Source organism: Lentzea sp. NPDC004782 (assembly GCF_040609115.1).
Taxonomy (GTDB): domain Bacteria; phylum Actinomycetota; class Actinomycetes; order Mycobacteriales; family Pseudonocardiaceae; genus Lentzea.
The window spans coordinates 24,110-43,978 of the sequence record NZ_JBEXJN010000070.1 but is presented as its reverse complement, the minus strand read 5'-3'; the positions used below and the strand labels follow the sequence as shown (position 1 = coordinate 43,978).

The window sequence follows — 19,869 nt, the reverse complement described above, 5'->3', positions numbered from 1 at the left end:
CAGCTCCGCAATAGCAAACGGCCCTAGAAACCCCGCAGAGCCCACCCCGCAGCAGCGGGGTGGCCTCTCCGTCGTTTCGGCATCAGCCGACCGGCACCGCGATCTCGCCCCGCCGGGATCCATGTAGCGGACCTGCAGCGTGGCGCCGCCGGAGGAGCCATCGGCCCTTCGTCACAGATCCGGCTGGATCGGGCTGGTGTGGCTGCCCAGGTGGATCGGCAGCGAGTGCAGCCCGTAGACGATGGAGAGCTTGCGGAACGACAGCGCGCCCGGGTCGACCGCGAGACGCATCTGGGGGAACCGCCGGACCAGCGCCGGGTAGGCGATCCGCAGCTCCGTCTTGGCCAGCTCGGCACCGATGCAGCGGTGCGCGCCGTGACCGAACGCCAGGTGCTGCCCCGCCGCCCGCTCCGGGCGGATCTCGTCCGGCGAGGAGTACACGCTCGGGTCGCGGTTGGCCTGCGACAGCGAGCACGCCACGATGTCGCCCGCGCGCACCTTCGTCCCGGCGACCACCACGTCCTTGCGCGCGACGCGGAGGAACGCCACCTGCACGACGGACTGGTGGCGCAGCAGTTCGTCGACCACCCCGCCGATGGCCTCGTCGTCGTCGCGCACGCGGGCGAACAGGTCGGGGGAGCGCAGCATCGCGAGCGTGCCCAGCGAGATCATGCTCGCCGTCGTCTCGAACCCGCCGGTGAGCAGCCCGTCGGCCAGGCCGGCCAGTTCGTCGTCGTCGAGCTCGTCACCGTGCTTGCGGATGAGCTCGCCGAGCAGCCCGTCGTTCGGGGCGGTGCGCAGGGTGCGCACCAGCTCGCGGAAGTACGCGACGGACTCCGACACCGCGGACAACGACGCCGTGGCGGCACCACCGAGGTCGAACCGGGCGACGCTGCGGCGCTGGAACTCCTCGCGCTCGCTCGCGGGCACCCCCAGCAGCTCGCAGATCGTGAGCGCCGGCACCCGCATGGCGAAGTCCTCGACCAGGTCGACCGGAGCGTCCTTCATGGACATCAGGTCGAGCTGGTCGGCCACGATCGCCTCGATCCTCGGCACCAGCCGCGACAGCCGCCGCATGGTGAACTCGGGCGTGAGCACCTTGCGCAGCCGCGTGTGCTCCGGCGGGTCGCTGAACCCCAGGCCGCCCGGTGCCTCGTCGGCGAACAGGCCCAGCTCCTTGAGGTGGCCGAAGTCGTTGCTGAACGACTCGCTGTCCACGAGCACGCTCTTCGACGCCTCGTAGCCGGTCACGAGCCACACCGTCACCGGCAGCGGCAACCGCGTGACCGGCCCGTGGGCCTGCATCCGCGCGAGCTCCGGCACCGGGTCCAACCCGTTGCGCCGCAGCGGTGCCAGCACGCGCGACGGCACGAACCAGGACGACTCCAGGTCGAACCCGGTCTTGCTGAGGTGCGCGAGGAACCTCCGCCCCATCCACCCGGTCACCTTGGACCGGACGTCGGTCGCTGACTGCAGAACGTCCCTCATGACGCGGCTGTCCCTTCGGCGGAAAGGGTGAGGTGATCGCTGATGACCACAGGACCGGACAATAACGACGACGCCGCTCGCGCGTCGTCATACCCAGGCCTAACGCGCCGTCATACTTTGGTCCAGAGGTCGATCAGAACCAGTGCAGGCAGTGCGGAGGACGTGCCGCGCGGAACAGGAGATCGGCCGTCGCGGCCGCCCGGGCGTTGTGCGCCCGGACGTGTCCTGCCCTGATCAGCGTGCTCGGCGTGGTGCCGCCGAGGTAGACCGAACCCAGGTCGCGCACGTCGAACGACAGGTCCGGCTCCCGGTCCGTCGCAACGCACGACGCCTCGCCGTCCCGGACGGACAGCAGGTGCCGGCCGTGCTCGCCGAGGAACGGGTCGCAGACGTCGAGCACCAGCTCGCCGTCGCTGAGGTAGCGCCGCGCGGTGAGCGCTCTCGGCACGTCCAGCAGCCGCACCCACAGCCAGTCGATCTCGCTGCTCAGCTTGCCGGCGTTGAGGTCCGCGAGCTGCCGGCGCAGCGGATGCCCGGTGGGGAAGTGCCGGAACGTCACCTCGGTGACCAGGTCGTGCTCGCGACGGCGACCGCTCCGCGCTGATCAGGGGGCAGCGCCCTCCAGCAGCTTGCCGTCCTCCAGGCGCAGCCACCGGTCGATCCGCACCTCGTTCAGGAACCGTTCGTCGTGGCTCACGACGACGAACGCGCCCTGGTAGGAGTTCAGCGCGCTCTCCAGCTGCCCGGCGCTGACCAGGTCGAGGTTGTTCGTGGGTTCGTCGAGCAGCAGCAGTTGCGGCGCGGGCTCGGCGAACAGGACGCATGCCAGCGTCGCCCGCAGGCGTTCGCCGCCGGACAGCACACCCACCGGCAGATGAGCCCGCGCGCCGCGGAAGAGGAAGCGCGCCAACAGGTTCATCCGCTCCGCCGGTGGCATGGCCGGGGCGGCCGCGGCCAGGTTCCCGGCCACCGTGCGGGCGTCGTCGAGCAGGTCGAGCCGTTGCGACAGGTACGCGACGCGGCCGTCGGCCCGTTTCACCTCACCGCTGTCCGGCGTCAGCGAGCCGTGGACCACCCGCAGCAACGTGGACTTCCCCGCGCCGTTCGGGGCGGCCAGCGCGATGCGTTCGGGACCGCGGACGGCGAAGTCCACGCCGTCGAACAGGTCGCGGACCCGGATGCCCGTGCCGAGGAACAACGTGCGGCCCGCGGGCACGGCGGTCCGCGGCAGTTCCAGGCTGATCCGCTGCTCGTCCTTCAACGCCCGTTCGGCCTGGTCCAACCGGGTTTTCGCGGCACTCAGCCGAGCCGCGTGCGTGCCGTCGGCCTTGGCGGCGGACACCTCGGCGTTGCGCTTCATGTTGCCCGCGAAGATCCGCGGCAGACCGGCGTTCGAGAGGGTGCGCTGGGCGTTGCTCGCCCGGCGGGCCGCCCGTTCGCGGGCCTGCTGCATCTCCCGCTTCTCGCGTTTGACCTCCTGCTCGGCGCTGCGGATGTTCTTCTCCGCGACCTCGCGCTCGGCCGCGACCGCGTCCTCGTAGGCGCTGAAGTTCCCGCCGTGGAACCGGATCTCGCCGCCGTCGAGCTCGGCGATGCGGTCCATCCGGTCGAGCAACGCGCGGTCGTGGCTCACCACCAGCAGGCAGCCGCGCCAGTCGTCCAGCACCGCGTACAGCCGATGCCTCGCCTCCAGGTCGAGGTTGTTGGTCGGTTCGTCGAGCAGCAGCACGTCCGGCTGCCGCAGCAACTGCGCCGCGAGACCGAGCGAGACGACCTGGCCGCCGCTCAGCGTGTCGAGCCGCCGGTCCAGCGCGAGATCGCCCAGGCCGAGCCGGTCGAGCTGGGCGCGGGTGCGTTCCTCCAGGTCCCAGTCGTTGCCGATGACCGTGAAGTGCTCCTCGCCGACGTCGCCGGACTCGACGGCCGCGATGGCGTGCAGGACGTCGGCGATCCCGAGCACCTCGGCCACGGTCAGCCCGGCGGTCAACGGCAGGTCCTGCGGCAGGTGGCCGAGCACGCCGTCGACGGACACGCTGCCCTCGGCGGGGCTCAATGCTCCGGCGATGAGCTTGAGCAGGGTGGACTTCCCGGCACCGTTCGGGGCGACGAGACCGGTGCGGCCGCCGGGCACCGTGACGGAGAGGCCGTCGAACACCGGGGTGTCGTCCGGCCAGGCGAAGGACAGGGCGGACACGACGATGCATGCGTCGGACATGGATGAGACCTCAAGACGTGCTGCGCGCGAACCGAGATCGCGCGAGAGGAAAAGGGGACGACGAAACGGCCATCACGATCGATGGCCTGTCACATCTCGGGCTCACCCTGAGATGTCGTCTTCACCCACCAGCAGCACGTCGAGCTCCTCTTCGAGACGTTGATCTCCACGGTAGCAGCCTCGCGCTCGTTCCTCGGGGAGAATTCGACCGAGGTGCGGAGGGAAAGGGTGCGGAGTGACCGTTCTGGAGTTGCTGCGTGAGCGCAGGAGGCAGGGGAGCACACCGGGACAGCGGGCCGACGGCGCGCGCCTGGCGCTGCTGATCGAAGGCGGAAGCTCGCGCGGCGCCTACTCCAGCGGCATGACCGTCGCCCTCGAACGGCTCGGTCTGCTGCCGCTGTTCGACGCGGTCTACGGCAGCTCGGCGGGGTCGCTCAACGGCGCCTGGCTGTTGTGCGGACGTGCCGACAAGACGAAGCACGCGTGGTGGGACCCGAGAGTCATGCGCACGACCATCAACCCGATGCGCGCGTTCAGCCGGCAACCGGTCGTGGACACCAAGCACCTCGTCCACACGATCTACACACAGGTCATGCCGATGGGGTTCCAGGACGTCCTCGACAACCCCGTCGAGTTCCACCCGATCGCCACCGACGCCCTCACCGGCGACTCGGCCGACCTGCACGGCAAGATCCACGACGTGCCGAGCCTGCAGACCGCGCTGCGGGCGTCCACCGCGATGCCGCTGCTCGCCGGCCAACCGGTGGTGATCGACGGCCGCCCGTACGTCGACGCCGGGCTGAGCGAGATGGTCGGCGTGCGGTCGGCACTCGCCCAGCGGGCCACGCACATCGTCGCGTTGCGCACCACGACAGCGGACGAGCAGCCCGTGGCGCCGACGCGCGGCGAACGGGTCGTGCTGTCGCGCTGGTTCGCCCGGCACGCGCCGGGAGTCGTGCCGACCTGGTTGCGCCGCAAGGAACTCCGCGTCGAGGAGGAGGAGCTGCTCGCGACGCATCCGGCGTGCCTGCAGATCCGGCCCCCGCTGGGCAGCCTCCGGGTCGGGCGCACCGAACGCCGTCCGGAGGTGCTGAAGGCCGTCGTCGACATCGGCATCCGGGTCGCGACGGACGAACTGGGGGCGGTCTGCGGGGCGGTCGAGCGTTTACCTTGACCGGATGGACTTCGACGAGTACCGCAAACACGACGCCACGGGCCTGGCGCAGCTGGTGGCCGCGAAGCAGGTGTCCGCGGCCGAACTGCTGGCCGTGGCACGGCGGCGGGCGGCGGAGGTGAACCCGAGGATCAACGCGATCGTCCGCGACATTCCCGTCGAGCCGTCGGAGGACGCGACCGGACCGTTCGCCGGGGTGCCGTTCCTGATCAAGGACCTCGGTCAGGACTACGCGGGCCTGCCCACGTCGAACGGCTCGCGGTCGCTCAAGGCGCACCCGGTCGCCGAGCACTCGACCGTGGTGCGGCGGTGGCTCGACGCGGGCCTGGTGATCTTCGGTAAGACCAACCTGCCGGAGTTCGGCGCGAAGGCCATCAGCGAGTCGCTCGCCTGGGGACCCGCGCGCAACCCTTGGGACCTGTCACGCACGCCCGGTGGCTCGTCGGGCGGGTCGGCGGCCGCGGTCGCCGCGGGGATCGTGCCGTGCGCCGGTGCGAACGACGGCGGTGGCTCGACGCGGATCCCGGCGGCGTGCTGCGGTCTCGTCGGGCTGAAGCCGGGCCGCGGGCTCACGCCGTTCGGCCCGGAGACCGCCGAGATGATGCACGGCGCCGCGGTGCAGGGTGTCGTGTCACGAACCGTGCGGGACACCGCGGCGATGCTCGACGTCATCTGCGGTGGCGAGTTCTCCGGCCCGTACTCGCCCGCGCTGCCGTCGTCGTCGTTCACGTCGTGCGTGGGCGAGAACCCCGGGAAGCTGCGGATCGGCGTGCGGGTGCCGTCCGCGATCAACGCCCAGCCGCACGCCGAGGCGTACGCGGCCGTCGAGAACGCCGTGCGGGTGCTGACCGATCTGGGCCACCACGTCGAGGAGCTGCCCGAGGCACCGTTCGACGACGCCGCCCTGGCCCGCGACTTCCTGCTGACCTGGTTCGTGAACCTCGCGTGGAAGGTCGCGGACGCCAAGCGGGTGTCCGGGGCACCGGACGCCGCGTTCGAGCGCGACACGTTGCTCATGGCCGCGCTGGGCCGCGCCACGAGCTCCGTCGACTACGTGGACGCCGTGCAGCGGCGGCACGAGCACACCCGCCGGCTCAGCACGTTCTTCGAGTCCTACGACCTGCTGCTGACGCCGACCCTGGCGACTCCGCCGCCCGTGGTCGGGGCGTTCGACCTGCCGCTGTCGTTGCAACGCGCGACCGACGTGCTGCTGAAGACCCGCACGGCGCGGTTGCTGCGCTACACGTCGATCCTCGACGACATGATCTCCGACAACCTCGGCTGGGTGCCGTACACGCAGCTCGCGAACATCACCGGTCGTCCCGCGATCTCGTTGCCGTTGCACTGGACGGCGGACGGGCTGCCGCTGGGTGTCCAGTTCGTCGCGCCGCTGGCGGGGGAGTCGTTGCTGATCAAGCTCGCGTGCCAGCTCGAAGAGGCGTTGCCGTGGGCGGACCGGATGGCCGTCATCCGCTGAGGAAGCGCAGCAGCTCCGCGGCGACGAACTGAGGGTTTTCCTCGACGAGCCAATGTCCTGCGTGCGGAACGTCCACCGCGCGCACGATGTTCGTCAGCCGCGGGGCTGCGGTGTCCCTGACCGCCTCGGCCTGGCCCTGGGCGGCCATGATCAAGGCCGGTGCCTCGACCGGTGTCGCGGCTTCGTTGTCCCGGACGTCCTGATCGAGCGCGCGGTACAGGTCGAAGCCGCCTTTCAGCGCTTCCGGCCTGCGGTAGGTGCGCGCGTACTCGTCGATCTCGGCGTCGGTGAACGGCGACTGCGTGGCGGTGCCGCCGAACGCCCTGCCGTTGAAGGAAACCTGCGGGTAGAAGAGCTCGAGGTACTCGCGGACGTCGTTGCCCACCACGGCTTCCGGCACGTCCGGCTGCGAGTGGAAGGCGATGTGCCAGCTCAGGTTCCGGTACGCGGTGACGCTGACCCGCGGGCCGGGCAGCGGCAGGTCGAGGTAGCCGAGGCGAGCGGTGTCCCGGGGGAACTGGCTCGCGTACTGGAACGCGACCGCCGCGCCGAGGTCGTGGCCGACGATCGCGGGGCGCTGCAGGCCGAGCTTCGTGGCCAGCGCGTGGACGTACCGCGCCAGGGTGGCCTTGTCGTAGCTCGTCGCCGCGCCGGTGCTGTCGCCGAGACCGGGCAGGTCGATCGCGTAGACGGTGTGGCGTCCGGCGAGCGCGGGCATGATCGGCCACCAGCCGTACCAGGTCTGCGGCCAGCCGTGGACCAGCACGACCGGGGTGCCGCTGCCGCCGGTCACGTAGTGCATCCGAACGCCGTCGACGTCGGCGAACCCGTGCCGGAAACCGTCGAGGTCCTTCAGCGGCGAGCAGGCGGTGATCAGCAGCAGCAGTGCGAGCAGCAGGCGTTTCATTCGCCCAGCGTCAGCCGTGCCACCGCGATCTGGCACGAAAACTTGCCGCCCTGGCAAGATGTGCCGCCGTGAACCGCGAAACCGAGGAAGTGCTCGACGGGGTGGGGCCGAGGCTGCGCGCGTTGCGGCGCCATCGCGGCGTCACGCTCGCCGACCTGGCGACGACGACCGGCATCTCGGAGAGCACGCTGTCGAGGCTGGAGAGCGGGCAGCGCCGCGCGACCCTGGAGCTGCTGCTCCCGTTGGCGCGCACCTACAACGTGCCGCTGGACGACCTCGTCGGCGCCCCGCGCACCGGTGATCCGCGCATCCACCTGAAGCCGATCCACCGGTTCGGCATGACGTTCGTGCCGCTGTCGCGGCGGCCGGGCGGGGTGCAGTCGTTCAAGATGCTCATCCCGGCGTCCGGGGAACCGCTGGAGCCGGTACCGCAGACGCACGACGGCTTCGAGTGGCTTTATGTCCTCAACGGACAGTTGCGGCTGGTGCTCGACGACCTCGACCTGGTCGTGCCGCCGGGCGAGGCCGCCGAGTTCGACACGTCCTCGCCGCACTGGCTGGGAAGCGCGGACGGTGGCGCGGTCGAGCTGCTGGTCCTGTTCGACCCGCAGGGCGTGCGCGCGCACGTCCACGCCGATCCGCACCCGAGACCTACCGCTTGACGCCGGCCGTGGCGAGCACGCCGACCAATGCCACGATCGCCGTGACGGCACCGAACCCGGCCGCCATCGAGGCGGCGCCGACGGCGCCGATCACCAGGCCGGCGACCACGGCGGAGACGCCCATCGCGAGGTAGCCGACGAGGTAGATCGCGGTGAACAGGCCCGCGCGCTGGTGCTGGGCGACCTCGGGCACGAGCCCGCGGGTGGTGCCGGCGAACCCCGCGCCGATCCCGGCGCCACCGACCAGCGCACCCGCCCACAACAGGGGCAGCGCGTGGGCACCGATCGCGCCGGCGAACAGGATCGCGCCGATGGCGAGTCCGCTCGCGCCGACGAGCCGCAGCCGGTGCGGCCGCACGGAGCTGGTGGTCGCCGAGACCGCCGCACCGGCCGTGAACATCACGAACGCGGCCAGGGCGCCCACGAGCGGGCTGCTGACGTGGAAGACGGCCCGCAGCACGACCGGCACCAGTCCCAGGTAGAGGGCCATCAGCATGAACGAGGCCACCACGCCGGGCATCGCCGACGAGAAGAGGCGACGCACCTGAGCGGGCACGGACACGCGCGGGATCAGTGAGGCGAGCGCGCCCGGCTTGGGAGTCGCGGTCTCCGGCGTGAACGCCGCGAAGGCCGTGCCGAGCGCCATGACCGCGGCGAGCACGAGCCACACCGCGAACGCCGCGTCGGAGGCGTATTGGGCGACAACGCCCGAGAACAACGCGCCGATGCCCAGCCCCGCGAGCGGCGCCATGCTGGTCATCTGCGCACCGAGCTTCTTGTGCCGCTCCGGCGCGAGCTCCACGACGGCCGCGCTGAGCGAGCTCGACGCCGCCGCGGTCGCGACGCCCTGCACGACACGGGCGGCGATGAGCCAGCCGATCGACGTCGAGGACAGGAACACCAGCATCGCCACGAGGTCGAGCGCGAGCGAGCCGATCATCAGCGGCCGTCGTCCGACGTAGTCCGACAGCGAGCCGATCACCGGGATCGCGGCCAGCAGCGCGAACGCGTAGACGCCGAACGCCAGGGTCAGCATCGACGGCGGGAGTGCCCACTGCGCCTGGTAGATCGGCAGCAGCGGGGTGGGGGCACCGGCCGCGACGAGGATCGCGACCATCGCCGCCGACATGCCCGCGAAGCCGACGGTCCGGGACAGGTACGGCCTGCGCGCCACCGGGGTGGTGACGCGGTCTAGGACTGCGGTCATGGCGCTTCCTTCGGGTCGGGGTCGAGGACATCGACGCTAACGACCGCGCTTCGTTTTTGCAAGTAAACTTTGTTTTGAAAAGTTTGCAGGTTGGGTGCAAGCTTGCTATGGTCGTAAGGGTGAAGCGACGTGACTTCGGTCAGTACTGCGGTGTCGCCAGGGCGCTGGAGCTCGTGGGCGAGCGCTGGGCGCTGCTGATCGTGCGCGACCTCCTGGTGCGCCCGCGCCGCTACACGGACCTGCAGGAAAACCTGTCGGGCATCCCGACGAACGTGCTGTCCACGCGCCTGAAGGAGCTGGAGCAGGCGGGTGTCGTCGAACGGCAGGTCGCCCCGGCGCCGCAACGGGGCGTGGTCTACGCGCTGACCGCGGACGGCCAGGGGCTGGAACCCGCCATCCTCGCGCTGGGCCGCTGGGGAGCGGTGCACCTCGGCGACCCGCAGCCGGGCGACCGGATCAGCGTCGAAGGCGTGACCCTGAACCTCCGCTCGTCTTTCCAGCCCGCCGAGGCGGTCGGCGTCACGGCGTCGTTCGAGATCCACGCCCGCGACATGGTGCTGCACGCGATCGTCGCCGACGGCGAGCTGACCACCGGCGTCGGTCCGGCCCCCGGCAAGCCCGACCTCACGATCACCGCGCACCTCGCGGACGACGAGCTGGCGTCCTACCGGGCGATCGTGCGGGCGGTGCGGGACGGGCGGGCCGAGCTCGCCGGCCGTCGCGAGCTGGTCGACACGTTCCTGCGCCTGTTCATCGTTCTGCAGCCTGCCTGAGCCCTGAACGAGCCCCCGAACGACGTCGATGAAGGGCTCATTGCTCCACCTCAGGTCGATGAAGGAGCCCTTCATCGAGCACGGGTGACCCTCCGAGCGCGGTGTGCGCGGCGAACATGGGTGTTGCCACGGATGGACACGGGGTGGCATCGCCGGTCAGTCTGCGCAGGCGTGGCGGGAAGTGATCACGGAGAGGCGGGCGCGCGTGTCGTTGTTCGGGCGGATCTTCCTGCTCAACGCCCTGGTTCTGGTGGCGGCGGCCGCGTTGCTGGTGTTCGGGCCCTTCACCGTCTCCACCCCCGCGCTGCTGGGCGAGGTGCTGGTGCTCGCGGCCGGGCTCGTGGTGATGCTGATCGCCAACGCCGTGCTCATCCGCGTGGGCCTGGCGCCGCTCGGCCGGCTGACCCGCGCGATGACGACCATCGACCTGCTCAGGCCGGGGCCCCGGCTCACCACGCGCGGGCACGGCGAGATCGCGGAGCTGATCACCACGTTCAACAGCATGATCGACCGGCTGGAGGCCGAACGCGGCCACAGCGCGGCGCGGGCGTTGTCGGCGCAGGAGGCCGAACGCCGCCGGGTCGCGCAGGAGCTGCACGACGAGGTCGGCCAGTCGCTGACCGCGGTGCTGCTGGGCCTCAAGCGGGTGGCGGACCAGTCGCCGGAGCCGGTGCGTGAGGAACTGCGGCAGGTGCAGGAGACGACGCGGTCCACTTTGGACGAGATCCGGCGCATCGCGCGGCGGTTGCGGCCCGGGGTGCTGGAGGAGCTCGGTCTGGTCAGCGCGTTGAAGGCGCTGGTGGCGGAGATCTCCGAACCCGCGGGGCTCACCGTGCGGCGGTCGTTCGACAGGGACCTGCCCGCGCTGGACGCCGAGACCGAGCTGGTCGTCTACCGCGTCGCCCAGGAAGGGCTCACGAACACGGTCCGGCACGCCGGTGCCGACGCGATCGACCTGTCGTTGCGGGCCCTGGAGTCCGAAGTGGAGCTGTGCGTCCGGGACAACGGCCGCGGGCTCGGCTCGTCGGCGGAAGGCGCGGGAATCCGGGGCATGCGGGAACGCGCGCTGCTCGTGGGCGCCGAGCTGACGGTCGGTGCGGCTCCCGGTGGTGGCACCGAGGTCCGGCTCGTCGTGGAGGCACGGGCATGACGGTGCGCATTCTTCTCGCCGACGACCACGCGCTCGTGCGCCGCGGCGTCCGGCTGATCCTGGACAACGAGCCCGACCTGACCGTGGTGGCGGAGGCGGGCGACGGCGCCGAGGCGATCGCGAAGGCCCGTGCGGACCGGCCGGACCTGGCGATCCTGGACATCGCGATGCCGCGGATGACCGGGCTCCAGGCCGCGCGTGAGCTGTCGAGGCTCATGCCCGACCTGCGGATCCTGATCCTGACGATGTACGACAACGAGCAGTACTTCTTCGAGGCGCTGAAGGCCGGTGCGTCCGGTTACGTCCTGAAGTCCGTCGCCGACCGCGACCTCGTCGAAGCGTGCCGGGCGGCGATGCGCGGCGAGCCGATCCTCCACCCCGGCGCCGTGAACTCGTTGATCCGCCACCACCTCGACCACGCTCGCGCGATCACCGACCGCGAGGAGGAGATCCTCAAACTTGTGGCGGAGGGCCACTCGTCCAAGGAGATCGCCGACCTGCTGGTGATCAGCGTCAAGACCGTGGAGCGCCACCGGGCCAACCTGCTGCAGAAACTCGGACTCAAGGACCGGCTCGAACTCACCCGGTACGCCATCCGCGCCGGGCTCATCGAACCCTAGGAAACCCCAGCGTGAACGTCGAAGTGACGCCCCTGCCCGGCATCGGGGTCAGGCAGGACTTCTCCCTCCGCTCCGGCCGCCGGGTCGGCGTGATCTCGCACCGCGACGGCAGGTTCGACCTGATCCTGTCCAAACAGGACGACCCGGACGCCACCGCCGCGTCGATCCCGCTCGCGCCGGAGGAGGCGGGCACGCTCGCCGGGCTCCTCGGCGCACCCCAGCTGGTCACGCAACTGGCGCGGCAGCACCGCGACATCACCGGCATCACGACCCGCCAGCTGCCGGTCACCGCGTTCGCGGGACGGACTTTAGGCGACACGGCACTGCGCACTCGCACCGGCGCGTCCATCGTCGCCGTGCTGCGCGCGGGTACCGCTCACCCGTCGCCGGGGCCGGACTTCGTGTTCGAGAACGGCGACCTCGCGGTCGTCGTCGGCACCGCGGCGGGTCTCGACGCCGCCGCGGACGTCCTGACGGGCGGCTGAGACGGTGCACGAGACCACGATCGCGCTGATCCAACTGGGTGCGGTCTTCTTCGGCCTCGGCCTGCTGGGCCGCCTCGCCTGGAGGTTCGGCATCTCGCCGATCCCGCTGTACCTGGTGGGCGGCCTCGCGTTCGGCTCGGGCGGGCTCGTGCCGTTGCACGGCATCTCCGAGTTCGCGCACCTGGCGAGCGAGATCGGCGTCGTGCTGCTGTTGTTGCTGCTGGGCCTGGAGTACTCGGCGTCCGAGCTGACCACCGGCCTGCGCAGGTCGTGGATGGCCGGGGTGCTGGACATCGTGCTGAACGCCGCGCCCGGTGCCGTCGTCGCGGTGCTGCTCGGCTGGGGCCCGGTCGGCGCGCTGGCGATGGCCGGTGTCACGTACATCTCGTCGTCCGGGATCGTCGCGAAGGTGCTGGGTGATCTCGGCCGACTGGGCAACCGCGAGACGCCCGTGGTGCTGTCGGTGCTGGTGTTCGAGGACCTGGCGATGGCGGTCTACCTGCCGGTGCTGACCGCGGTGCTGGCCGGCGTGAGCTTCCTCGGCGGACTGACGTCGGTCGCCATCTCGCTGCTGGCCGTCACGGTGGTGCTGGTGGTGGCGCTGAAGTACGGGCGGGTGATCTCGGCCGTGGTGGACAGTCCGGATCACGAGGTGTTCCTGCTCAAGCTCCTCGGCTCGGCGTTGCTGGTCGCCGGGATCGCCTCCGGGCTCCAGGTCTCCGCGGCCGTGGGGGCGTTCCTGCTCGGCATCGCGATCTCCGGGTCGACCGCGGAGAACGCGACCCGGTTGCTGGAGCCGTTGCGCGACCTGTTCGCCGCCATGTTCTTCGTGGTGTTCGGGCTCAACACCGACCCGCGGACGATTCCGCCGGTGTTGCTGATGGCGGTGCTGCTCGCAGTGGTCACGACGTCGACCAAGGTCGCCACGGGCTGGTGGGCGGCCCGCCGGCAGGGGATCGGGGCGATGGGCCGGGCACGTGCGGGGGCCGCGCTGGTGGCGCGCGGCGAGTTCTCGATCGTCATCGCGGGGCTGGCCGTCGCCTCCGGGCACGTCAGCGCGCAGCTGGCAGCTCTGGCCACGGCTTACGTGTTGCTGATGGCGATCATCGGGCCGATCGCGGCCCGGTATGTCGAACCGGTGGGGGAGTTCTTCTTGCGCAGGCGGGCTTCAGCTTCGTGAGGTGGTCCGGGGTCCTGCTCGCGCTGCTGCTGGTGTTCGTCGGCGGCAGCGCGCGTCAGGACGTCGCCGACTCGGGCGCGGGCTCCGGGCTGAGCGCCTCCGTTTCCGCGGTGCACGTGCTTTCCGTGCCGTCACCGGATGCCTGCTGGGCGTTGTGCAGGACGGGGGAGTGGCCGCCTCCGCCGCACGTCCAGGCCTTGCCCGACGTCGGTGGCGAGGTCGCTCCTGAGGTCGTCGCCTCAGGTCGGGGATCGATCCGCGCGCCGCCCCGCGATGCGATCACCGGTTCTGCCGATCCCTGACCTGAGGACTTCCGCATGTCGATTTTCGTGATGGTGTTGCTGGTCGCGTCCGTCATCTTCGGTGCCGGCGCGCTGGGCGCGATGGTGGTGAAGAAGGAGCCGTTCTACGGCGTGGTCGGTCTCGTCACCATCTGTCTCCCGAGCACCTTGCTGGCGTTCGCCTACCTGGCCGTCGCCTGACCGGCGCGGGTGGTGGTCAGCGCAGGTCGACCACCACCCGCCGCCCGGCGTGGACGACCCGGCTGGACCCGTCGGCCCGGTGCACGACGACCGTCCAGTCCCGTGTGGACGGTCTGGTGGGCTGCACCACCAGAATCCCGTCGCGCTGGGTGAGCCGCGTCCGGCCGCCGTCCTCGTACAGCGTGAAGTCGGCACGAGCCCCGGCGGTCACGTGCACGGTCAACGCGTCGGTCGAGCCCTCGCCGCGCTCGACCAGCATCCCGCCCGCGCGCAGGAACACCGGCATGGTGTCCCAGCCCGCGCTCACCGTCGCCCAGCTGTTGCCCTGGTAGACCTGACCGGTGAAGTAGTCGGTCCACTGACCCGGCGGGAACCACACCCGCGTCGACCCGACCTCACCGGGCGTCGTGATCGGCGCCACCAGCACGTCCGGGCCGAGCAGGAACTGACTGTCCGCGGTGGAGTAAGCCTCCGGGGTCGACGGGTGGTCCAGATAGGCCGGGCGCACCACGGGCACGCCGGTGCGGTTCGCCTGCTCCGCCAGTGTGTAGATGTACGGCACCAGGCGCTCGCGCAGGTTCAGGAACTTCGTCGCGGAGGCCTGCGCGGCCGGACCGTACTGCCACGGCAGGCGGTCGCTGTGGTTGCTGTGCAGCCGGGTGATCGGCTGGAACGCGCCCAGCTGCACCCACCGCGCGTACAGGTCGTCCGGCAGCTTGGTCGTGTAGCGCACCTGGCCGTTGTCCAGATAGGTCTCCGAGCCGCGCAGGCCGGTGGTGTCGTTGTGGCCGCCGATGTCGTGGCTGATCGCGGACATCCCGGTCGACGCCGCCTCGGCCGAGGTGTAGCCGATGGTTCCCTTCAGCGCACCCCAGGTGGACGACGTGTCGCCGGTGAAGTGCAGGGTGGTGCGCTTCTCGGCCCACGGTCCGGTCGGCAGCGGGCCGGAACCGCTGTACCCGCCCGCCTGCAGGGAGCCGAAGCCGCGCGAGAACGCGAAACCGCCGAGCTTCGCGTACTGCTCGTTGATCCACGAGTCCGGTGTGACGCCGCGCAGCGACGAACTGGAGCCGTCGCAGCACCAGTCGAGCCACCAGAAGTCGGTGGGCATGCCGCGGTGCAGTTCGAGGTACGCGCGCAGCTGGTCCGGGTCACCCCAGTCGAACACGTAGCAGTCGGCGCAGGAACCCCTGGCGAGCTTGCCGCGGGCGATGCTCTGCGCCTTGGCGAAGTCCGGGTCGCTGCCCTGGATGCTCGGGTGGATGTTGAGCGTGGTGTGCAGGCCTTCGCGGTGTGCCCAGTCCAGGAAGCCCTGCGGGTCGGGGAACTTGGCGGTGTCGAACTGCCACCCGTTCCACGTGTTGCGCGCCTTGAAGTCGGTGTCGACGACCAGGACGTCCAGCGGCACGCCGTGCTCGCGGAACGCGGGCAGGATGCGGTCGCGGTAGTCGGCCGCGGTCCGGTCGATGTACTCGGAGTACCAGACGCCGTAGGCCCACCGCGGCAGCAGCTTCGGCCCGCCGGTCAGCCGGGCGAGATCACCCAGGGCCGCCTTGAGGTCCTGGCCGTACCCGAACACGTACCCGTCCTGGTACGGCCGCGCGCCGCGGTCCGGGCGCGGGGTCGCGGTGCTTCCGTTGTACAGAGCGGAAACCGTGTCGTCCAGCAGGTACCAGCCGTCCCGGTACAGCAGTCCGGGGAAGAGGCGCGGATCGCCGGACGTGCCGGTGTAGCCGTCCAGCGAACGCCGGTAGCCGCCGAGCGCCAGGTGTTGCCGCTCCGAGCTGATGCCGATGGTGTCCAGGTTGACGTGGCAGCCGCTGTCCGGGCACGTCACCACGAGATCGGAAGTGCCTGCGGGCAAAGGGAGCTGGACCGTCGTGGTCGCCCACGTCGTCCAGTCCGCCGTCACCGGCACGGTGATCGCCTGCCCGTTCAGCAGCACGGTGCGCGGCTCGTGCCTGCCGTCGCCGCCGACGCCGTTGGCATAGCGCAGGGTCACCGGGTAGGTGCCCGCCGCCGGCACCCCGGTGATCCGCTGGCCCAGCCGCGTGCCGCCGACCAGTTCCGCGACGAACCCGGTCCCCGCGAACCCGGCGTGGTCGTCCGCGATCGTCGCCGCCCCGGTGAGCGCGCCGTTCTCGGCCTCGCAGGTGGTGCCGAACCGGCAGTCGTCCACCGCGCGTTGCGGCGTACCGGGAAATGCCTGGCCCGGAGTCAGCAGGGCAAGGCTGTCAACGTTGACATCGCCCGAGTCGGCCGTGCTCTTCACCAGCGTGACGCGGTGCTCTCCGGCCGCCAGGTCGACCTCGGTCTCGACGAGCTTCCAGTCGCGCCAGTCCGCGGTCGCGGGCACGGTGATCTGCCGCGCCCGCCCGTCGACGCCGAGGCTCAGCGTCCGGTTCTCGTGCTTGCCGTCGCCGCCCTGCCCGTTGGCGTACCTGACGACCACGCGGTGTCTGCCCGCGCTGGTGGCGTTGACGGTCGCGGTGATTCCGTTGTTGGTGGCCGAAAATCCGGCGACGAAGCCCACACCGGTGTAGCCGGCGTGGTCGGTCGCGACGAGCATCCCCTCCCGCTGCTGGTCTTCGGCTTCGCAGAGCTGCCCGGTCGCGCAGACCACCCGCCGCCACGGGGACGCGGTCGTGTCACGGGTGCGGAGTTCGAGGTTGTCCGCGCGGAACGGACCGGAACCCACCCGGTAGCGCAAGGTCAGGGCGGACGTCGTGATGACCAGCCACCCGTCCTGGACCCGCGAGCTGTAGGCCGTGCGGGGGAACGACCGATTTACAACGTTGTAAGTGGAGGCGTTCTCGAACCCGCCGTCGCCGGCGTACTCGGTGCGCACCAGGGTGGGGGAGAGGACCTGGAACCTGGCCTGGCCGGACACGACCGTGCCGCTCGGACCGGCGGTCGCCGGAACGGGGAGAACCAGGCTGAGCAGAGCCAGCAGGGGTGTGAGTGTTTTGCGCATCCATGCTCCTCGTCTGACGCCATCGGCTGCCGAGGTGGTGCTTTCAGGTACCTGAACCATTCCGGGCCGTGGTGGAGCGATCAAGAGCCCATTTGCCGCACCTCGATCACTCGTCGGGCAGCAGCGGCACGGAGATGCCCGGGTCACGGCCCAGCAGCACCGCTCGGGTCACCGATGTTGCGCCGTACCGGTTTTTCAACCGGTCCACAGTGGCGTCGAGCGCGCCGGGCGGTCGTTCGCCGAACGGCAGCATCAGCTGGATCGTGTTCTCGTCGCTCAGGTTCGCCAGGGACACGCCGAGCAACGTGATGCCGCGCGCGGTGATCTCCGGCGTGGCGGTGGCGAGCAGCTGCCGTGCGGTCGTCAGCAGCAGTGCGGTGTCCGCGCTCGGGTGGATCAACGTGTGCGAGCGCGTGGCGCGCGTGAAGTCGGCGAAACGCAGGCGCAGCACCACGGTCCGGCACGCGCGGTGTGCGGTGCGGAGGCGTCGGCACACGCCGTCGACCAAGGACACGAGGACGGCGTCCAGGTCGTCCGGCGTGCGGCCGAGCGCGCGCTGGGAGCCGATCGAACGGCGGCGGCGCCCCACCTGCACCGGGCGCGGATCGCGGTTGTGCGCCAACGCGTGCAGGTGCCGGCCCGCGGCCTTGCCCAGGATCGAGACCAGGTCGCTCTCGTCGAGCCGCGCGACCTGGCCGACCGTGCGCAGGCCCAGCGCGTGCAGCTTGGCCGCGGTGACCTTGCCGACGCCCCACAGCCGTTCGACCGGCAACGGGTGCAGGAACTCGAGCTCCGCGTCCGCCGGCACGACGAGCAGACCGTCCGGTTTGGCCACCGCGCTCGCGACCTTGGCCAGGAACTTCGTCCGCGCCACCCCGACCGTGATCGGCAGCCCGACCTGGTCGAGCACGCGTGCGCGCAGCCGCCGCGCGATCACGTCCGGCGGTCCGGAAATCCGGTGCAGGCCACCGACGTCCAGGAACGCTTCGTCGATCGACAAACCCTCGACCAGCGGTGTGGTGTCGCGGAAGATCTCGAACACCGCCTTGCTCGCCGCGGCGTAGGCCGACATCCGGGGCGGCACGACGATCGCGTTCGGACAGAGCCGCAACGCCCGTGCGCCGCCCATCGCCGTGCGGACGCCGAAAGCCTTGGCCTCGTAGCTCGCGGCCAGCACCACCCCGCCACCCACGATCACGGGACGGCCGCGCAGGCGCGGGTCGTCGCGCTGCTCGACCGACGCGTAGAACGCGTCCAGGTCGGCGTGCAGGACGGGTGTCGGGCTCACGAACACATGTTCGCATCCATCACTCGTTCAGCACAGTGCCGTTGGGGCTGCCACCTCGTTCGCGCTCAGCCCGGGTAGTGACTTGCCGACGGGCCGCCGGTATAACTTGTTCTCATACAGCAAGAGTGAGGAAGATCACATGAACCACACAATGAGGTGTGACAACGGTTCCAAGGGTCCCTCCCGACGCTCATTCCTGACTGGAACTGGTTCTATTCTTGGCGCTGTCGCCCTCGGCGGCCTGAGTTCCCCGGCCCGGGCGGCCGTCCCCGAGACCATCGCCGACGCCGCCACCGTGCCCGCCCTCGTGATCGGCACCGGCTACGGCGGGTGCGTCGCGGCGCTGCGCCTGGCCCAGGCCGGTGTGGACGTCCACATGATCGAGATGGGCATGGCCTGGGACACCCCCGGCGCGGACGGCAAGATCTTCGCCACCACGACGTCCCCCGACCAGCGCTCCTACTGGCTGCGCACCAAGACCAAGCAGCCGCTCAGCAACTTCCTCGGGTTCCCGATCGACCGGACGATCCCGCGCTACACCGGGGTTCTCGACGCCGAGGAGTTCGCCGGCATCACCGTCTACCAGGGCCGCGGCGTCGGCGGCGGCTCGCTCGTCAACGGCGGCATGGCGGTGACCCCGCGCCGCGAGTACTTCGGCGGGATCCTCCCGACCGTGAACCCCGACGAGATGTACGACGTCTACTACCCGCGCGCCAACACCGAGCTCGGTGCGAACCTCATCGACCCGGAGTGGTTCGAGACCACCGACTGGTACCAGTTCGCGCGGGTGGGCAGGAAACAGGCGCAGCGGTCCGGGTTCCCGTTCGTCTTCGTGCCCACGGTGTACGACTGGGACTACATGGAGCAGGAGGCGGCCGGAACCGTCCCGAAGTCGGCGCTGGCGGGGGAGATCCTGTACGGCAACAACTACGGCAAGAAGTCCCTGCAGAAGACCTACCTGCCGAAGATCAGGGCGACCGGGCGCGTGACGATCTCACCGCTGCACCGCGTCACCACGGTCGAACCGACGTCCGGCGGTTACACGGTCACGATGGAACAGCTCAACACCACGGGTGACACGGTGGCCACCAAGCAGGTGACCGCGGCCAGGGTGTTCTTCGCGGCCGGCAGCGTCGGCACGAGCAAGCTGCTGGTCAAGCTGAAGTCCACCGGTGCGCTGCCCAACCTCAACGGCGAGGTCGGCAAGGGCTGGGGCGACAACGGCAACGTCATGTGCGGCCGCGCCAACCACATGTGGGACCCCACCGGCCCGTCGCAGTCGACCATCCCCACGCTCGGCATCGACAACTGGGTCAACGGCGGCGCGTTCGCGGAAGTCGCGCCGCTGCCGACCGGCATCGAGACCTACGCGTCGTTCTACCTGTCGATCACCAAGACGCCGAACCGCGGCGAGTTCAGCTGGAACGCCGCCACCGGCAAGGCGGAACTGAACTGGCAGACCGCGTGGAAGCAGACGTCCATCGACGCCGCCAAGTCCATCTTCGACAAGATCAACGCGAAGGAGGGGACGATCTACCGGACCGACCTCTTCGGCGTGTACAAGGTCTGGGGCGACCAACTGACCTACCACCCGCTCGGCGGCGCGATCCTCAACCGGGCCACCGACAACTACGGGCGCCTGCACGGTTATCCGGGCCTGTACGTCATCGACGGGTCGCTGATTCCCGGCAGCACCGCGGTGAACCCGTTCGTCACGATCACGGCGCTGGCCGAGCGCAACATCGAGAACATCATCGCGACCGACCTCTAGGCCCTCCCGTCTCGTC

18 protein-coding genes are annotated in these 19,869 nt (G+C 70.6%); 11 read left to right on the top strand and 7 right to left on the bottom strand.

Annotated elements, in window-relative coordinates; all coding sequences use genetic code 11:
* Positions 1-171: 171 nt before the first annotated feature.
* The 3 genes from ABZV40_RS40145 to ABZV40_RS40135 all read right to left on the bottom strand — a co-directional run bounded on the left by ABZV40_RS40145 (position 172) and on the right by ABZV40_RS40135 (position 3,703).
* Complete coding sequence (locus ABZV40_RS40145; RefSeq protein WP_355454378.1) at positions 172-1,488, bottom strand: cytochrome P450; 1,317 nt, start codon at positions 1,486-1,488, stop codon at positions 172-174.
* A 133-nt stretch (positions 1,489-1,621) separates the two neighbouring features.
* Complete coding sequence (locus ABZV40_RS40140) at positions 1,622-2,047, bottom strand: sterol carrier protein domain-containing protein (protein ID WP_355454376.1); 426 nt, start codon at positions 2,045-2,047, stop codon at positions 1,622-1,624.
* 45 nt (positions 2,048-2,092) lie between these two features.
* Positions 2,093-3,703: an ABC-F family ATP-binding cassette domain-containing protein gene (locus ABZV40_RS40135; protein WP_355454374.1), complete on the bottom strand. Its 1,611-nt coding sequence runs from the start codon at positions 3,701-3,703 to the stop codon at positions 2,093-2,095.
* Positions 3,704-3,938: 235 nt separating this feature from the next.
* Between ABZV40_RS40135 and ABZV40_RS40130 the strand changes: the two genes are divergently transcribed.
* A complete protein-coding gene (locus tag ABZV40_RS40130; RefSeq protein WP_355454372.1) occupies positions 3,939-4,877 on the top strand; it encodes a patatin-like phospholipase family protein in 939 nt (312 codons plus the stop codon).
* Between the two features lie 4 nt (positions 4,878-4,881).
* Positions 4,882-6,354, top strand: coding sequence for an amidase family protein (locus tag ABZV40_RS40125; protein ID WP_355454370.1), 1,473 nt, complete (start codon positions 4,882-4,884; stop codon positions 6,352-6,354).
* Here the strand turns inward: ABZV40_RS40125 and ABZV40_RS40120 are convergent.
* Positions 6,344-7,261, bottom strand: a complete 918-nt coding sequence (locus tag ABZV40_RS40120; protein ID WP_355454368.1) for an alpha/beta hydrolase — start codon at positions 7,259-7,261, stop codon at positions 6,344-6,346. The genes ABZV40_RS40125 and ABZV40_RS40120 overlap by 11 nt on opposite strands.
* Positions 7,262-7,329: 68 nt before the next feature.
* Between ABZV40_RS40120 and ABZV40_RS40115 the strand changes: the two genes are divergently transcribed.
* The gene (locus ABZV40_RS40115; protein WP_355454366.1) at positions 7,330-7,923 is read left to right on the top strand and encodes an XRE family transcriptional regulator; all 594 of its coding nucleotides are present in this window, start codon (positions 7,330-7,332) and stop codon (positions 7,921-7,923) included.
* On the opposite strand, the gene ABZV40_RS40110 is transcribed toward ABZV40_RS40115, so the two are convergent.
* Positions 7,913-9,130 carry an MFS transporter gene (locus ABZV40_RS40110; protein ID WP_355454364.1) on the bottom strand — a complete coding sequence of 406 codons (1,218 nt, stop codon included), beginning with the start codon at positions 9,128-9,130 and terminating at the stop codon, positions 7,913-7,915. The genes ABZV40_RS40115 and ABZV40_RS40110 overlap by 11 nt on opposite strands.
* Positions 9,131-9,249: 119 nt before the next feature.
* Between ABZV40_RS40110 and ABZV40_RS40105 the strand changes: the two genes are divergently transcribed.
* The 7 genes from ABZV40_RS40105 to ABZV40_RS40075 all read left to right on the top strand — a co-directional run bounded on the left by ABZV40_RS40105 (position 9,250) and on the right by ABZV40_RS40075 (position 13,820).
* On the top strand, positions 9,250-9,903 hold the full coding sequence (locus tag ABZV40_RS40105; protein ID WP_355454362.1) for a helix-turn-helix domain-containing protein: 654 nt from the start codon (positions 9,250-9,252) through the stop codon (positions 9,901-9,903).
* A 181-nt stretch (positions 9,904-10,084) separates the two neighbouring features.
* Complete coding sequence (locus ABZV40_RS40100; protein WP_355454360.1) at positions 10,085-11,053, top strand: histidine kinase; 969 nt, start codon at positions 10,085-10,087, stop codon at positions 11,051-11,053.
* Positions 11,050-11,673 (top strand): response regulator transcription factor, encoded by a 624-nt coding sequence (locus ABZV40_RS40095; RefSeq protein WP_355454358.1) that lies wholly within the window; start codon positions 11,050-11,052, stop codon positions 11,671-11,673. Before ABZV40_RS40100 ends, ABZV40_RS40095 begins: the two co-directional genes overlap by 4 nt.
* Before the next feature lie 11 nt (positions 11,674-11,684).
* Positions 11,685-12,158 carry a TrkA C-terminal domain-containing protein gene (locus ABZV40_RS40090; RefSeq protein ID WP_355454356.1) on the top strand — a complete coding sequence of 158 codons (474 nt, stop codon included), beginning with the start codon at positions 11,685-11,687 and terminating at the stop codon, positions 12,156-12,158.
* Positions 12,159-12,162: 4 nt separating this feature from the next.
* Entirely contained in the window at positions 12,163-13,338 is a 1,176-nt protein-coding gene (locus tag ABZV40_RS40085; protein WP_355454354.1) for a cation:proton antiporter, read from the top strand.
* Positions 13,335-13,640: a hypothetical protein gene (locus ABZV40_RS40080; RefSeq protein WP_355454352.1), complete on the top strand. Its 306-nt coding sequence runs from the start codon at positions 13,335-13,337 to the stop codon at positions 13,638-13,640. The genes ABZV40_RS40085 and ABZV40_RS40080 overlap by 4 nt, the downstream gene beginning before the upstream one ends.
* A gap of 15 nt (positions 13,641-13,655) precedes the next feature.
* On the top strand, positions 13,656-13,820 hold the full coding sequence (locus ABZV40_RS40075) for a hypothetical protein (RefSeq protein ID WP_355454350.1): 165 nt from the start codon (positions 13,656-13,658) through the stop codon (positions 13,818-13,820).
* A gap of 16 nt (positions 13,821-13,836) precedes the next feature.
* Here ABZV40_RS40075 and ABZV40_RS40070 read toward each other — a convergent pair whose 3' ends face one another.
* Positions 13,837-16,794 (bottom strand): TIM-barrel domain-containing protein, encoded by a 2,958-nt coding sequence (locus tag ABZV40_RS40070; RefSeq protein WP_355454348.1) that lies wholly within the window; start codon positions 16,792-16,794, stop codon positions 13,837-13,839.
* Positions 16,795-16,900: 106 nt separating this feature from the next.
* Complete coding sequence (gene dinB / locus ABZV40_RS40065) at positions 16,901-18,088, bottom strand: DNA polymerase IV (protein WP_355454346.1); 1,188 nt, start codon at positions 18,086-18,088, stop codon at positions 16,901-16,903.
* A 289-nt stretch (positions 18,089-18,377) separates the two neighbouring features.
* On the opposite strand from dinB, the gene ABZV40_RS40060 reads away from it, so the two are divergent.
* Positions 18,378-19,853 carry a GMC oxidoreductase gene (locus ABZV40_RS40060; RefSeq protein WP_355454344.1) on the top strand — a complete coding sequence of 492 codons (1,476 nt, stop codon included), beginning with the start codon at positions 18,378-18,380 and terminating at the stop codon, positions 19,851-19,853.
* Positions 19,854-19,869: the final 16 nt, after the last annotated feature.